The organism is Archangium gephyra (genome assembly GCF_049060025.1).
GTDB classification, from domain to species: domain Bacteria; phylum Myxococcota; class Myxococcia; order Myxococcales; family Myxococcaceae; genus Archangium; species Archangium gephyra_A.
Window position 1 is genome coordinate 4041327 of sequence record NZ_JBMEQQ010000002.1, and the last position, 14595, is coordinate 4055921.

General features: G+C 70.1%; 15 protein-coding genes. 8 read left to right on the plus strand and 7 right to left on the minus strand.

Annotated elements, in window-relative coordinates:
- Window positions 1–29 precede the first annotated feature (29 nt).
- Window positions 30–1226, minus strand: a complete 1197-nt coding sequence (locus ACN28I_RS17550) for a cupin-like domain-containing protein (protein WP_420943139.1) — start codon at window positions 1224–1226, stop codon at window positions 30–32.
- Between the two features lie 303 nt (window positions 1227–1529).
- Between ACN28I_RS17550 and rnk the strand changes: the two genes are divergently transcribed.
- From rnk to ACN28I_RS17570, 4 genes are all read left to right on the plus strand, one after another.
- Window positions 1530–1934 (plus strand): nucleoside diphosphate kinase regulator, encoded by a 405-nt coding sequence (rnk, locus tag ACN28I_RS17555; RefSeq protein WP_420943140.1) that lies wholly within the window; start codon window positions 1530–1532, stop codon window positions 1932–1934.
- Between the two features lie 112 nt (window positions 1935–2046).
- Complete coding sequence (locus tag ACN28I_RS17560) at window positions 2047–3516, plus strand: anthranilate synthase component I family protein (protein WP_420943141.1); 1470 nt, start codon at window positions 2047–2049, stop codon at window positions 3514–3516.
- Window positions 3513–4085 carry an anthranilate synthase component II gene (locus ACN28I_RS17565; RefSeq protein ID WP_420943142.1) on the plus strand — a complete coding sequence of 191 codons (573 nt, stop codon included), beginning with the start codon at window positions 3513–3515 and terminating at the stop codon, window positions 4083–4085. Before ACN28I_RS17560 ends, ACN28I_RS17565 begins: the two co-directional genes overlap by 4 nt.
- Window positions 4082–4900, plus strand: coding sequence for an aminotransferase class IV (locus tag ACN28I_RS17570; RefSeq protein ID WP_420943143.1), 819 nt, complete (start codon window positions 4082–4084; stop codon window positions 4898–4900). Before ACN28I_RS17565 ends, ACN28I_RS17570 begins: the two co-directional genes overlap by 4 nt.
- A gap of 3 nt (window positions 4901–4903) precedes the next feature.
- Here the strand turns inward: ACN28I_RS17570 and ACN28I_RS17575 are convergent, their stop codons facing one another.
- Complete coding sequence (locus ACN28I_RS17575) at window positions 4904–5728, minus strand: pseudouridine synthase (protein WP_420943144.1); 825 nt, start codon at window positions 5726–5728, stop codon at window positions 4904–4906.
- A 186-nt stretch (window positions 5729–5914) separates the two neighbouring features.
- On the opposite strand from ACN28I_RS17575, the gene ACN28I_RS17580 reads away from it, so the two are divergent.
- The 3 genes from ACN28I_RS17580 (at window position 5915) to ACN28I_RS17590 (ending at window position 7751) form a co-directional block, all read left to right on the plus strand.
- The gene (locus tag ACN28I_RS17580; RefSeq protein ID WP_420943145.1) at window positions 5915–6328 is read left to right on the plus strand and encodes a hypothetical protein; all 414 of its coding nucleotides are present in this window, start codon (window positions 5915–5917) and stop codon (window positions 6326–6328) included.
- A gap of 80 nt (window positions 6329–6408) precedes the next feature.
- The gene (locus ACN28I_RS17585; RefSeq protein ID WP_420943146.1) at window positions 6409–6816 is read left to right on the plus strand and encodes a phage holin family protein; all 408 of its coding nucleotides are present in this window, start codon (window positions 6409–6411) and stop codon (window positions 6814–6816) included.
- Complete coding sequence (locus ACN28I_RS17590) at window positions 6813–7751, plus strand: hypothetical protein (RefSeq protein WP_420943147.1); 939 nt, start codon at window positions 6813–6815, stop codon at window positions 7749–7751. The genes ACN28I_RS17585 and ACN28I_RS17590 overlap by 4 nt, the downstream gene beginning before the upstream one ends.
- 97 nt (window positions 7752–7848) lie before the next feature.
- On the opposite strand, the gene ACN28I_RS17595 is transcribed toward ACN28I_RS17590, so the two are convergent.
- Genes ACN28I_RS17595 through ACN28I_RS17605 form a run of 3 tightly spaced genes read right to left on the minus strand, consistent with a single transcriptional unit; the run spans window position 7849 to window position 9530 of the window.
- On the minus strand, window positions 7849–8412 hold the full coding sequence (locus ACN28I_RS17595; protein WP_420943148.1) for a GNAT family N-acetyltransferase: 564 nt from the start codon (window positions 8410–8412) through the stop codon (window positions 7849–7851).
- 5 nt (window positions 8413–8417) lie between these two features.
- Complete coding sequence (locus ACN28I_RS17600) at window positions 8418–8999, minus strand: hypothetical protein (RefSeq protein ID WP_420943149.1); 582 nt, start codon at window positions 8997–8999, stop codon at window positions 8418–8420.
- Between the two features lie 33 nt (window positions 9000–9032).
- A complete protein-coding gene (locus ACN28I_RS17605) occupies window positions 9033–9530 on the minus strand; it encodes a type II TA system antitoxin MqsA family protein (protein WP_420943150.1) in 498 nt (165 codons plus the stop codon).
- A gap of 165 nt (window positions 9531–9695) precedes the next feature.
- Here ACN28I_RS17605 and ACN28I_RS17610 point away from each other — a divergent pair, with 165 nt between their 5' ends.
- Entirely contained in the window at window positions 9696–10952 is a 1257-nt protein-coding gene (locus ACN28I_RS17610; RefSeq protein WP_420943151.1) for a threonine/serine ThrE exporter family protein, read from the plus strand.
- Between the two features lie 3 nt (window positions 10953–10955).
- On the opposite strand, the gene ACN28I_RS17615 is transcribed toward ACN28I_RS17610, so the two are convergent.
- A complete protein-coding gene (locus tag ACN28I_RS17615) occupies window positions 10956–12296 on the minus strand; it encodes a hypothetical protein (protein ID WP_420943152.1) in 1341 nt (446 codons plus the stop codon).
- Window positions 12293–14566 carry a hypothetical protein gene (locus ACN28I_RS17620; protein WP_420943153.1) on the minus strand — a complete coding sequence of 758 codons (2274 nt, stop codon included), beginning with the start codon at window positions 14564–14566 and terminating at the stop codon, window positions 12293–12295. The genes ACN28I_RS17615 and ACN28I_RS17620 overlap by 4 nt, the downstream gene beginning before the upstream one ends.
- Between the last annotated feature and the right edge of the window lie 29 nt (window positions 14567–14595).

Here is a 14595-nt window from a genome sequence, read left to right on the forward strand (position 1 = left end):
GAGCCAACGCTCCGCCCCGGCTGCCGGGCTTACGGCTCCACCTCATCCACCCGGGGGAACATGTTGTGTGCGTTGAGGTTGCGCTCCACCAGGGCGTCGAGCACGCCGGGCAGGGTGGGATGCGGATCCCCGTTGGCCTGGAAGACGAAGTGCTCGTAGTGCCGCGCCAGGTGCTCGCGCAGGATGACCGGGATGCGCGCGGCGAAGTCCCGCGTCGCGAGGCGGTGCTGCCTGTCCTCGGGGGTCTCCTCCACGCCCTGCTCCCGCGGGGACGCGGCGGCCGCTCCAGGCCCGAAGACCGTCTCCCGGTAGAGCGAGAGGGCCTGATTGCGCTGCGCCTGGGTGCGGGGGACGAACAGCCGCATGGCCTGCGACAGGTTCGTGTACGCCTGATCCAAATCCTGGAAGGAGGCCATGAACACCCGGCTGTTGACCATCATGTTGAGCCCGTAGGACTCGACGTGGTGCCACCACATGGGCGGCATGATGAGCACGTCACCGGGCTCCAGGACCGCGACGATGGCCTGCTCGAGGGCCCGCTTGAAGCGCGGATAGCGCTCGAAGTCCGGCTCCAGCACGCGCACCAGGCTCGACTGACAGCCCTCGAGCATGCGATCGAACGGCGCCAGGTAGAGGTCGGGGAGCGTCTCCGGAGGCAGCAGGGTCACCCGCTTCACCCCGTTGACCATGCAGAGCACGGTCATGAAGTCGTCGTAGTGGAGGTTGATGACCTGGCCGTTGGAGCCCACCCAGATCATCGCGAGCTCATGGCCCTCCGGGAAGAAGGGCAGGATGTTGGGCCCCAGGGCGCCGAAGAGCGGGCTTCCCTTCTCGATGAAGTTCGCCTGCATGTAGACGGCGTCACCCGAGGCCCCGCTCAGGCACTCCTGCATCCGGCGCGAGAACAGGTCGAACGGGACGTTCTCGCGCCGCGTGGCGTCGCCGAACGTCAGCCGGTCCGGCGTGCCATCGAAGTGGAACTGGCCTTTGAAGTGCTTCGGCAGGTCGTGGAAGATCACCGGCTGCTGGCCGATGTACGAGCCCAGCAGGGCGAGCTTCTGCTCGGTGCTCTCCCGCGCCCGCATACCCTGGAACAGCGGCCAGTCCTCCATGCACCCGGTCACCACCACCGGCTCGGTGATGGCGGAGGGGACGAACTCCTCACGAGACAGCCGGGCGATGCGGCGGACGGGTCTGGCTTCGAAGGGCAGCGGCGGCAGGTTCATGGGGGCTCTCACGCACTCGAAGGGCAGGACACTCCCTTCCTCAAGCCATGAGAAAACCGCTCACCTGGAAAGTCAATCCCGGCCGGGAGGCGAGGTAGCGCAGCAGCGAGGGCGGGTGGAGGAGCGGGTGGATGGGTGCTCGACGCACTGCGTCTGCATGTCGCGGGGCCGCTCGAGCCCTGACGGGCCGTCAGGGTTGCGCCCGGTGGGACGTCCGGTTCCAGACGCCCAGCCGCCATGCAGGCATGGCCCGAGTCCTGCTTGGTTGACCGGCCGCACGCAGGGTCAAAGGATTGAGTCGTGATGAGAACGCAAGAGCCGAGGATCGTGGTCACGTCGACCGACATGGAGCGGCTGCGGACCCTCATCGACACGACCGCGGGCGACAAGGCGGACGCGCTCGATGCGGAACTGCTGCGCGCGGAGGTGGTCGAGCCGACGCAGGTGCCGCCGGACGTGGTCACCATGAACAGCCGCGTCCTGTACCGGGACGAGGACACGCAGGAGACGCGGGAAGTGACGCTCTCCTATCCGCAGGACGCCTCGCTGGAGCAGGGGCGGGTGTCCGTGCTGGCGCCCGTGGGGGCGGCGCTGCTCGGGCTGTCGGTGGGGCAGGAGATCGACTGGCAGCTTCCCGGCGGGAAGACCAAACGCCTGCACATCCTCTCGGTCACCTACCAGCCGCAGGCCGCGGGCCACTACCACTGAGCCCAACAACCCCTCTCCCATCCCGGGTTGAACCCCGGAAGGGCGGGCGGAGCGGGCCCACGGAGCAACCCGGAGCGCGAGCCTGGGGACCTCTGTTACAAGCCCTGCGCCCATGCCGGTCTCCCCTGCCCCGCCCCCGCTGAGCCGCGAACGCTTCGAGGCGCTCGTCGCGGAGGGCTACAACCAGGTTCCCCTCGTGCGCCCGGTGGAGCTCCATGGCCTGAGGGCGGTGGACCTGCTGCGCGTCCTGCCCGCGGGCCACCGCTTCCTGCTGGAGAGCACACGCACCTCCAGCGAGGGCCGCTACTCCTTCGTGGGAGCGAAGCCCTTCCTCACCTTCCGGGCCAAGGGCCCCCGGTGCGAGGTGAACGGAGAGCCGCACCCGGGCGAGCCCCTGTCCGTGCTGCGCGAGCTGCTGAAGCGCTGGCGAGGGCTCCGGCTGCCGGGGATGCCGCTCTTCTGTGGTGGCGCGGTGGGCTTCTTCGCCTACGAGGCCGCCCACTATTTCGAGTCCCTGCCGCGCCACCCGAACGACGACCTGAACATCCCAGACATCGCGCTGGGCTTCGTGGACACCTTCGTGGCGGTGGAGCCGCAAGAAGACCGCGCGCTCGTGGTGGCCACGGGCAGCGACTACGACGACTGCACGCGGCGGGTGGAGGCCCTGGAGCGCGAGGTGCGCGAAGCCTCGGCCCGAGGGCCCACGGCGCCTGGCTGGCACCTGCCGGACGGGCAGACTCCGGACGTGGCGTGGCGCTCCAACTTCACGCAGGAGGACTACCTGCGCGCGGTGGAGCGCGTGCGCGAGTACATCCGCGCGGGGGACACGTACCAGGTGAACCTCTCGCAGCGGCTGGAGGTGGAGCCGCGGCTGTCCGCGCTGGAGCTGTACGAGGCGTTGTCCGCGCTCAGCCCCGTGCACTTCGCCAGCTACCTGGAGGTGGACGGCTTCGAGGTGGTGAGCGCCTCGCCCGAGCGGTTGGTGCGGGTGGAGGACGGCCAGGCCCTCACGCGGCCCATCGCGGGCACGCGCCGCAGGGGGACGCCGGAGGAGGACGCCCGCTTCGTGCACGAGCTGCGCACCAACGAGAAGGAGCGCGCCGAGCACGCGATGCTGGTGGACCTGGAGCGCAACGACCTGGGGCGTGTCTGCGCCTACGGCAGCGTCCAGGTGACGAAGCTGATGGAGATCACCGAGTACGCCCATGTCATCCACATCGAGTCCGAGGTGGTGGGCCGGCTCTCGCCGGGAGTGGAGCCGCTCGACGTGGTGGCGGCGGTGTTCCCGGGCGGCACCATCACCGGCGTGCCGAAGATCCGCACCATGCAGATCATCACCGAGCTGGAGCCCCACGCCCGGGGCCTCTACACGGGCTCGCTCGGGTACGTGAGCTTCACGGGCGAGCTGGACCTGAACATCGTCATCCGCACCATGGTGCTGAAGAACGGCAAGGCCCACGTGCAGGTGGGCGCGGGCATCGTCCACGACTCGGAGCCGAGGCGCGAGTACCAGGAGACGCTGCACAAGGCCCGCTCGCTGCTGCTCGCGCTGTCCGCGCGCCCGGAGGGAGACGCGGCATGATGCTGCTCATCGACAACTTCGACTCCTTCACCTTCAACCTCGTGCAGGCGCTGGGAGGGCTCGGGGCGGAGCTGAAGGTGGTGCGCAACAACGCCCTCACGCTCGCCGGGGTGGAGGCGCTGCGGCCGGACCACATCGTCATCTCCCCGGGCCCATGCACCCCGGACGAGGCCGGCATCTCGATGGAGGTCATCCGCGCCTTCGCGGGCCGGGTGCCCATCCTCGGGGTGTGCCTGGGCCACCAGTCGCTCGGGCAGGTGTTCGGCGGGCGCGTGGTGCGCGCGCCGGTGCCCGTCCACGGGAAGACGGCCGACATCCACCACGATGACCGGGGCGTGTTCCGGGGCCTGCCGGGGCCGTTCGTCGCCGCGCGCTACCACTCGCTGGTGGTGGAGCGGGCGAGCCTCCCCGAGTGCCTGGAGGTCTCGGCCTGGTGCGGCGAGCTGGTGATGGGCCTGCGCCACCGCGAGTACCCGTGGCTGGAGGGCATCCAGTTCCACCCCGAGTCCTTCCTCACGCCGCACGGCAACCAGTTGCTCGCCAACTTCCTGGAGGCGCGCATCGGATGATGGGGACGGTCGCGGTGAACGGCGAGGTGTGCCGGCTGGAGGACCTGCGGCTCCAGGACTTCCTCCAGTCCTTCTTCTTCGGCGCGGGCTTCTTCGAGACGCTCCTCGTCGAGGAGGGCGCTCCGATGTTCCTCGAGCGGCACCTCGCGCGGCTCCGCGAGAGCCTCGGGGCTCATGCGGGCTGCGTGCACGCACCTCCGCCGGAGGTACTCACCCCCGAGGCCGTCCGCGAGGCGCTGCGCCGGTGCCTGGAGGCGGATGCCAGCCTGGGGCCACGCTTCACCGGAGTGGCCAAGCTCGTGGCGGGAGATGGGCGGTTGCTGCTGTCCTTCCGCTCCCTGCCTCCGCGTCCCCCGGAAGAGGGGGTTGCCCTCCAGGCGGTGGAAGAGCGCTGCTACCGCCGGGGTGACCCCACCCTGAATCACAAGAGCGTCTCGTACCTGCGCCAGTACGCGCACCTCGGACGGGGTACCGTCTTCGTCAACGAGGCCGGGGAGCTCTGCGAGGTCCCGAATGGGAACCTGTTCTTCCTCGTGGGGGACTCGGTGGTGACGCCGCCGCTGGAGGCTCCGTGCCTTCCCGGCATCATCCGCTCCGTGCTGCTGGTGGAAGGACGGCTCGCAGGACGGCCCATCGTGGAGCGCCCGGTGCGCCGCGAGCAGGTGGGGGACGTGCGCGGCTGTGTCCTCACCAACTCCGTGAGCCTCGCCCTCGCCGTCCCGCGGCTGCTCGGGCGGGAGTTGCCCGAGAGCCACGCCCTGGCCGGGCACGCCCGCGCCGTCGTGCGGGAGTCCGCGCGGCGGAACGGGGACTGACCCTCACCCTGGCCCTCGCCCAGAGGGAGAGGGGATGTCCTGGAAGCCGAGGCCCTGCTGTACCTCGGCGTCCATGAGCAGACGGCAGGCGCCCTCCGGCACGTCCAGCACCAGCGTCCCCACGGCCTCGCGGTGCAGCGTGCGCACCGGGTGCCCCACCGCCGCCAGCATCCGCTTCACCTGATGGTGCCGCCCTTCGGTGAGCACCAGCTCGACGCGCCCCGGTGCCAACAGCCGGGCGCCCGCCGGCCTGGTTGGTCCATCGTCGAGCATGAGGCCCTCGCGCAGCCGCTGGAGGGCCGCCTCCGAGGGTGCGCCCTCGACGTCCGCCACGTACCGCTTGGGCACGTGCGTCTCCGGCGAGGTCGCGTGCGCCACCAACCGCTCCTCGTTGGTGAAGAGCAGCAGGCCCGTGGTGTCCCGGTCCAGGCGCCCCACCGCGTACCACTCATGGCCTCGCAGTTCCGGCGGCAGCACCGCGCGCAGCCGCTCGAAGACGGTGCCGAGGCCTTCGGGATCGCTCCCGTGCACCACCACGCCCGCGGGCTTGTGGAACATCAACGCCAGCGTCCGCGCCTCCAGCGAGCGCGGTGTCCCATCCACCCGCACCGCACTGCCCGCGTGCACGGGCGCGAAGGGCTCGCGCTCCACGCGCCCGTCCACCTCTACCCGTCCCTCACGGATGGCCTGCTCTGCCTCGGACCGGGGCATCACCCCCGCCCGGCCCAACGCTCGCGCCAGCCAGTCCGCGCGGCTCCCCTCCGGCACCGGCTCCTGGCGCCGGCGCGCGGCCTCCAACCACCGCGGTGTCTTCGGCTTCCTCGCCATCAGCGACTCCCCTCCTGGGGCGCGTCTTATTCCTATTCCTGAGCGCCGGTACCCCTCTCCCCTGCCTGCTTCGCGAGCGTTCCCCGCTTCCTTCCTGGCGCATTCCTGAGCGTGCCTAGCTTGAAGCATGTGTGGGCCATTCCCGCATGAACACCACCTCATTCCAACCTACTCGGAGGAGAGCGCATGGCAACCGTGACTGAAGGGGGAATCCAGGGTTCCACGTATACCGGCCAGTCCATCGGCGCGGAGCAGGACACCGGTTTCACCGCCCACGGCAAGGAGCAGGTGAAGCGCTTCACCGGCGTGACGCGGGATCGCGTCTACCACCAGATCGACGACCGCAAGGGCGATCTCATCAAGGGCCTCCAGGGCTTCGTCTCCACGCTGGAGAACGCCTCGCAGAACGCGGACGGCTTCTCTCAGCAGATTCTCCATGGCGCCGTGGGCTACGTGCGCCAGGTCTCGGACCGCATCGAGAACGGCAGCACCGAGGAGCTGGTGCGTGACGCCAAGCAGTTCATCCGCGAGAAGCCCGCGCCCTTCTTCGCCGGCTGCGTCGCCCTCGGGTTCCTCGCCGCCCGCATCCTCAAGGAATAGGAGAGGACACGATGCAACCCGGTAATCCAGATACTCGAAGAGGCTTCGACTACGAGGACCGCACGGTCCCAGGTGACGGCATGTCGGGACGCGCGTTCGGGTCCCTGCTGAGCGAGTTCTTCGACCAGGGCAAGCGGCTCATCCGCGCGGAGATCGCCCTGGCGAAGACCGAGCTGCGCCAGGAGGTGACGAAGGTCAAGGCGGGCGGCATCCTGGTGGGCGCGGGGGGCCTGCTGCTGTTCATCGGCGCGCTCCTCTTCGCGGCCTTCGCCGTGGTCCTGCTCCAATACGTGCTGCCGCTGTGGGCCGCCACGCTCATCGTCACGGTGGCCTTCCTCGCCATCGGCGCGGGCATCGCCATGGCCGGCATCAAGCAGCTCAAGCAGATCCACGCCCCCAACCAGACCATTCAAACCCTGAAGGAGGACAGTCAATGGGCGAGCAAGACGTTCCAATCCGTGAAATCTCAGATGCACGGGCACGCATGAGCGAGCTCGCCGATGAGCTGGCCCGGCGCGTGGAGCCGGAGCACCTCAAGGCACTCGCCGTGGACAAGGTCACGGACCTCAAGGAGCAGGCCCGGGACAAGGCGGTGGAGAAGGTCGACGAACTCAAGACACAAGCCAGGGAGACCGTGATGCGCAAGGGCTACGAAGTGAAGGAACGGGCGGACACGCCCAAGGGCTGGAGCATGTTGGGAGCGATCCTCGGCGCCGGAGTGGGCTCGGTGCTGATGAAGAAGGCCTTCGACGTGCGCCACCAGTCCGACTGGAACCGCCGCATGTACGGCGACTATGACCGGGGCACCCCGTCCCTGGTTCCCGCGCCCGATGGGGGCCTGATGAGGCCCACCGGGGATGCGCGGGGCTCGCTGGGCGCCGACATCGGCGTGCGCACCAGCACGGATGTGGGCACCAGCTCCTCCATGAACATGGGCGGCGGGGACAGCGGCGGCGGCCTGAAGGAGCGCGCCTCGGACGCCGTGGACATGGCGAAGGACAAGGCCTACGAGCTCAAGGACCGCGCCAGCGGCCTGGTGGACCGGGCCATGGACAGGACCCATGGGCTGCGTGAGCGCATCCCGGACCGCGGGCAGATCCGCCACCAGGCCTCGGACTGGTACGGCACCGTCTCCGAGAACCCGGCGCTGCTGGCCATCGGCGGCCTCGCCCTCGGCGCGCTGTTCGCCAGCTTCATCCCGGTGACCAACCGCGAGCGCCAGCTCATCGAGCCGGCCAAGGCCAAGGTCAAGGAGCGCATTTCCACCCTCGGCGACCAGCTCGAGACGAAGCTCTCGGGTCAGACCGGGGAAGAGGGCGATCAGGAGGACGAGTTCCAGGCCTCGGCGTCCTCGGAGAGCGAGCGGGAGCGTGGCGCCATTCCTCCGCTGCCGCCCCTCGATGACTACACCTCCGTGCACTGAGCCAGCCGCCCTCTGAGAGGGGCGTGCTCGCACCCATGGAGCGCACGAGGCCGGACGGGGCGTCACTCGCCTCGCCCGGCCTTGCTCTGTCCGGCGGCTAGCGGGCCGGAGGCAGGGCGCGCCACTCGCGCTCGAGCAGGGCGTAGATGAGGGAGTCGCACCACTCGCCCTTGTAGAAGCCGTTCTCGCGGAAGTGGGCCTCCTGGCGCATGCCCAGCTTCTCCATCACGCGGAAGGAGCCGGGGTTGCGCGGGTCGCAATCGGCCCACATGCGGTGCAGGCCGAGCGTCCCGAAACCGAAGTCCATGAGGGCCCGCGCCGCCTCGGTGATGTAGCCCTGGCCCCACCGCGAGCGGTCGAGGATGTACCAGAGGGAGGCCTCGCGCAGCTCGGGGTCGGTGATGCGCATGCCGCAGCGCCCGATGAGCCGGTTCCCGTCGCGCAGCACCACGGCCAGGTCATAGACGTGCCGGGGCGTCTCGCGCGAGAGGGCCATCACCCGGAGGATGTAGTCCCGGCTCTCCTCGGGGGTGCGGACACCATGGGACTGGTAGCGCACCACCTCGGGGTCGGACTCGTAGGGGTGGGTGGCGCGCCAGTCGTCCTCCTCGAATTCGCGCAGCAGCAGGCGGGACGTTTTCAGGGGCGTGGTGAGCAGCATGGCCTTCAGGACTCCGGGCCCGGGGTACTGGAGAAGAAGGGCTGGGCCTTTCCCTGCTCGTCCACGAAGGTGAAGTCCTGGAAGCGCACGGCGTCCGGAGCGTCCGGGTGCTGGCGGGCCTCGGCGAGCCGTGCGTGCGACAGGGAGGAGAGCTCCTCCTCCTTCACACCGGCGAGCGCGAGGAACCCGGGGCGGCTGTCGCCGTCACGCAGCAGCGTGGGCCGGTGTCCCTTGAAGTCGAGGGCGGTGGAGACGCGCTGGAGGGCGGCATGAGCCTGGGAGAGCTGCTTCGCGGTGCGCAGGCGCAGGGCCACTTCCTCCCGGGTCTGGCAGGAGCCGTCCGAATGGACGCTGACGCGCAGGGAGTCCTGACCGATGGAGAAGACGAGGACGCGGCTCTTGGGGAGCTCGCCGGAGAGGGCACTGGCGGCCTCCTCGGCGGCCTCGCCCTCGGCCCGGGGCCACAGCCGCAGCGCCTTGCCCGGACCGGCGGCGAGGAAGGCCGGCAACTGGCGGGAGCCGAGCCAGCGCTGCACCTTGGTGCGAGCCGCTCCCAACACGATGAATCCCTGCGCGAAGTCACTCATGGGCCGTAAGAGCACGGCGAAGCGGCGCTTTCGTCAAGAAGAAGGAACGACCCGCCACGCCTGAGAACCCTTGCCTTCCTCGAGAACCATCCGGAGCGGCCTGGCCTCGACGAGCCCCGTCTCCTCGAGCGGGTACTCCTCGACGGGCTTGTCCACCATCACCATGAGGCAGAGGAGCCTCTCCGCGGGCTGTCCCATGGGTGCCGGAGCATCGACGCGCTCCCACTTGGAGACGGTCGTCTTGTCGACGCCCATCTTGTCCGCGAAGTCCTTGCTGGAGAGCCCGAGGTACTTCCGCAGGAAGCGGATCTCCTTCGGGCCGAGCTTTTCCCGGCGCCGGGCAACCGCCATGGCCAGTTGGCGGTGCATCTCCACGATCTTATGGATGCCCAGCAGACGCTCGCCGCACTTGAGACACCGGTAGACCATGACCCCCTTCAAGGTGACGCCATCCAGACCGATGAGGTCATCCTTGATGTTCTCCCGGGTTCCCTTCATGGGCGTGCCGCATGTGAGACACTTGTTGTTCACCGGTTCCTCCGCATGGCGGTCACCCACCTGACTCCGTCCGTCCCCCATCCTGACATGACCTGACACATCAACCCGCAATGCGCCCTCCTGGTCTGCCGTAGGGCAAGCGGGCGGGTGGAGGGAGTGACACAGGCTTCGTTTGACTCACCAGGAACGCTCTGCCATGTGCGGCCTGTGCTCCCGGCAGAACAGCTCTTCGCGCTCCAGGCCGCGCCACCTCCTCCCGTCCCGGCCGTGTCGTTCACGCTGCGCCTCGGGCAGGCGCTGCACCGCTATGGCACTCCCGCCCACCAGCTCGAGGAGCAGATGCGCCTGGTGGCCCAACGGCTGGGCTTGGAGGCCCGCTTCTTCTCCACCCCCACGTCCATCTTCGCGTCCTTCGGCCCTCCCGAGGCCCTGCGCACCTCCCTCATCCGCGTGGAGCCCGGAGAGATGGACCTCGGCCGGTTGGCCCGCCTCGATGCGCTCGCGGACTCCGTCATCCGCGGAGAGCTTCTCCCCGAGGAAGGCGCCGAGCGCGTGGAGTCCATCCTCGCCGAGCCCCCTCGCTACGGCAGTCCCCTCCTCCTGCTGTGCTGGGCCCTGGCCGCCGTCGGTGGTGCCCGGCTCTTCGGCGGTGGCCCGCGCGAGATGGGGGTGGCCGCGCTGATCAGCCTCCTCATCGGCGGGCTGGACCTGTGGACGCGCCGGCAGTCCTCGACCATGTGGGTGCTGGAGCCGGTGGCCGCCATCCTCTCCTCGGCCCTCGCCGTCATCGCCGCGAGCCTCGTGGGGCCCCTGTCCGTGCAGATCGTCACCCTCGCGGGCCTCATCGTGCTGCTGCCCGGCCTCAGTCTGACGGTGGCCCTCAACGAGCTCGCCACGCGCAACCTCATCTCCGGCACCTCACGGCTCACCGGCGCGGCGATCGTGTTCCTGGAGCTCGGCTTCGGTGTGGCGCTGGGCACCCGGCTCGCGGAGTGGTTCCCCCTGCCCGCGAAGCTCGGCCCCGGGCCCGAGCTCCCCGCCTGGACGGAGCCCATTGCCCTGGTGTCCATGCTGTTCGGCGTGAGCGTGCTCTTCCGCGCCCGGCCCCGTGACTGGGGGTGGATCGGCCTCACCGGTACCCTCGCCTACGTGGGCTCGCGCCTGGGCTCCGAGGTGCTCGGCACGCAACTGGGCGCCTTCGTCGGTGCGCTCATCGTGGGGGTCGTCACCAACCTGCTCGCCCGCATACGCAACCGCCCCGCCGTCATCACCCTGGTGCCCGCCATCATGCTGCTGGTTCCCGGCAGCATCGGCTTCCGCAGCATGGAGTCCCTGCTCGCCCGCGATGTGCTCGCGGGCGTGGACACCGCCTTCTCCATGCTCATGGTCGCCGTGGCCCTCGTCGCCGGCCTCCTGTTCGCCAACGCCCTCGTCCAGCCGCGCAAGGCGCTCTGACACTCAACCCCGGTGCCGCTCGGCGGCGCGGTAGAGCCGCGTCAGCGAGAAGTCCAGCAACGCCTGGCACGAGCGCATGTAGTGGCGGGCGCGGACGAAGGGCAGCCAGACACGGTTGCCCACGAGCACCTGGGCCTCCTCGAGCGTCTGGCGTGGTATCCACCGGCCTCCGAGGTGGCGCACCAGCACCTCACCCAGGTACGCGCCAATGGCGGGCACCGCGTATGCGTCGATGTTTTCCCGCAGGCGGCTCTTCGGGAAGTCCTCGAGCCAGAAGTAGGAATCGATGTCCGTGAGGGACTCGGGCGTCTGCTCGAAGACGGAGGGCACCTTCGTGTGCAGCAGCGCCACGAGGTGCTCGGCCAGGCCGCTGTAGTGCTCCATGGCGCGCCCGGGGTTGTCCACGTCCGCGGGCAGGGCGGAACTGGCGGGGCGCCACTCCTCGGGCTCGGGCGGCTGCCAGGCATTGAGCTCGGCGATGGTGCGCTGGCGCTCGTGGCTGGCGGCGCTGTCCACCACGCGCAGCAGGAGCGGGGCCACGTCCGGGTGGAAGCGGGGCTCCACGGGGGCGAGCGTGGCGCTGCGCTCGCGCAGGGTGCGCAGAAGGGTGTCGAAGTCCAGGTCCGGCCGCAGGTGGGCATGGGCACGGGCCTGGGCCTGGCGCGCTTCCTCGCTGGCGAAGTCCGCGGCGGTGGGCCGCGTCACCAGCAGGACGCAGCCGTTGGGCAGCTCCTCCACCCGCCACGCTGGCGTGGACAGCATCCGCTCGCGGCCCACGCTCTCCACCAGCTTCGGGCCGAAGACGTTGAGCCAGAACACCTCGTACACCTTGTCGAAACCGTCCCGAATGGAAGTCTGCATGTCGCGACCGAAGCGGGGAGAACCCGCCAGCTCCGCGTCGTCAGCGCTGTGGGCCGCCGCATGGGAAACCGGGTAGCGTACGGCCCACGCCCGCACCATCTCCACCAGATGGAGGCAACGCTCCGCCTCCGCGAAGAAGGAGAGCGGTTTCACCTTGAGCATGATGTCCAGCCTGGGTGGAAGAGGCGGGAGGAAGAGACCGAGCGACATGTCCAACGCGGGCCACTTCGTGCGATAGAGCCCGCAGTGGGTGTATCGGTCACCCCCTCGCTCCTCCAGCGCCTTCCAAAGGGCAGCGCAGGTGTACTTCCGCTGCCGCTTGCCTCCTACGACGTCCGGCATCCACTCGCCCGCGTGCTCCTCGAGCACTTGAAGAAAGGGCTCCAGCTCGCTTTCTCGTGCGGCCCCCGGGTCGAACGCCCCCCTGAAGGTGAGACGGAGGCTGTCTCCCGCCTTGATGTCGTGAAGCTCCAGCACCTTCATTGCAATAGCACCTCCACCCCCGGAACCCTTTCCGTGACCGCTTCCACGGCAACATCCAGGTCTGCGACCTGCGAGGGCTTGAGCTTGCCGCCCTCATAGACGAGGCGGACCCGTTGGACGGGCACCTCGCTACTCCCGGAGAGCAAGGAGTGGACGGAGTTCCGGCGGATATCCAGCGTCCCTCCGTACTTCTGGAGCGCTTCACTCGCGTCCTCGACCATCTGCGCTATCAGCTCCCCGCCTTTCAAGAGTGACAGATCTCGGCTCTTGAAGCTGAAGGTCTCGACGCGAAGTGGCACTCCAGCAGGCCCGCCCTCCTCGATGACGAGCACATCCGCATAGCGCAGGCCGCTCTCCGGCTTCGTCACGCCCACGGACCGCAGGATACGAGGCTGGAGGAAGGCTCCGAGGAAGCGGCGCTCGGCCCGGGGCCGTTTCGCGTCGGCCTCCAGCAACTCCACCATGAGGCGCTCGAAGGCCAGCCCCCGGGCGAACCACCCCCGCATCTGCTCGTAGGCTTCCCAGCGCATGGGGGCCTTGGCCGCCTTGCCCTGTTGGATTTCCCGCAGGCGCTCCTCGTAGTAGGCGACGTACTCCCCCCAACGCGGATTGCCCCCGGCTCCGGGCGGCGGAGCCCGCGGGGAGGGCCGCTGCTTCTCCAGCACCGCCACGTCCCGGGGCAGACGTGGGCCCGGGGCCTCCAGTTCCACCAGCGCCAGCCGCGCCTCCACCACCTCCCGGGCGAGCCCCGCCCCGTCGTCCACCAGCGAGGCCAGGCTCCCGGCGCGCCCGGCAGCCTCGTGGCTGGCACGTACGGCGTCGTCCGCCATGGGGGCCACCTGCCCGGCGCCCCGGTGGGCTCCGCTCCTCTCCGACGGGGAGCCCGTGGACCCGGGCCGGGCCCTGGACATCACCGCCTGCGCCCGGGCCACATTGCCCCTTGCCTCGTGCAATGCCAGCGCCGCGTCCACTCCTCCCACGGCCACGAAGTGGCCCACCTCCCGGCGCTCTCGTATCCACCCGGCCAGCTCCCGCAGGCCGCCCACGCCAAGCCGCGTCTCCACCTGCCGCGCCAGCTCCTGGAGGCCCCGTAGGCGCTGCTCCATCACCTGGAGACCGCCGAGCGCGGGCGTGCCGGCCCCCCGGGCCTGGGTCAGGGCGCGCAGGCCCTTGCCACCGGCGTACAGGGTGCCCAGCAGCAGGGTGGGTGCCAGCTCGCGCGTGGCCTGCTCGTAGTGGCCCTGGCCGAGGGAGTACGCCCCCTGGCTCGTGCCGGCCACCAGGTAGTAGAAGCCCAGCGGAACCCCGAACGTCATGGCGTCGAAGGAGCCCAGCGCCACGCTACCCGCCGAGAGGTGCCGCAGCGCCAGGGCCCGCTCCACCTCGCGGGCGGCGTGCTGGTAGGGTGGAGGCAGGTGCGCCCACCGCCCCACCAACTCCGTGTAGCGCCCGCCGTCCACCAGGGGACTGGTGGCGAGCGCATCTCGGGCGGCGCGGCCCAGGCCCCGCAGCACGTCCCCGCCCCGCGCGGCCCGTTCCGGGTAGAGGGAGAGGGGCAGGCCGCGCGTCTCCAACTCCTGGCGCACCGCGGGCATGAGGGCCAGCGTCTGTCCCAGCAGCTTGTCCCCGGCCAGCAGCCGCAGCACCGCGTCCACTTCGTCGTCATGGGCCGAGTGCAGCACGAAGAGGGCGAACACCTCGGCGTGGAAGGGGCCGTAACGCTCGGTGGCGCTCACCAGGAAGGCGGCGCGCTTGCGTTGCAGCAGGGCGGCGGCGTCCTCGCGCACCGGGCCCAGGGTCCCCAGCCGCACCGCGCTCCACTCGTCCAGGGCCTCCACCAGCCGGGGCATGTCCACGCGCTGCTGCAGGGCGACGTACTCGGTGGGCGAAGTGCAGGTGAGCAAGGGCGCCAGCAGCGCCTCACCGCCGGAGGAGTAGTCGGGCCAGCCCCGGGGCACCGTCTGGCCGCCGCAGGTGGCCGGACCCTGGGGGACCATGCCCCCGCTGGCCACACTGTGCATGGCCGTCTCGCCCGCGCCCAACAGAGTGGCGTCCGAGCCCAGCCCCCGGGCGCCGCGGCGCCGGTGCAACCGCTGCGGCTCGTCCTCCATGGAAGCGGAGGAGGTGGGCGCCTGGAAGGGGGAAGTCTTGGACAGGAGACGTGAACCCGGCGTGACGCAGCCGGGAGTGAGCAGGAGGGCCACCAGCAGCAGCACACCCCATCGGGGCGCGCCCGCCGCCGGACGCGGAGTTTCACGACGGTTGGACACGCGGCACCTCCCCGCCCGCCGCGCTCATG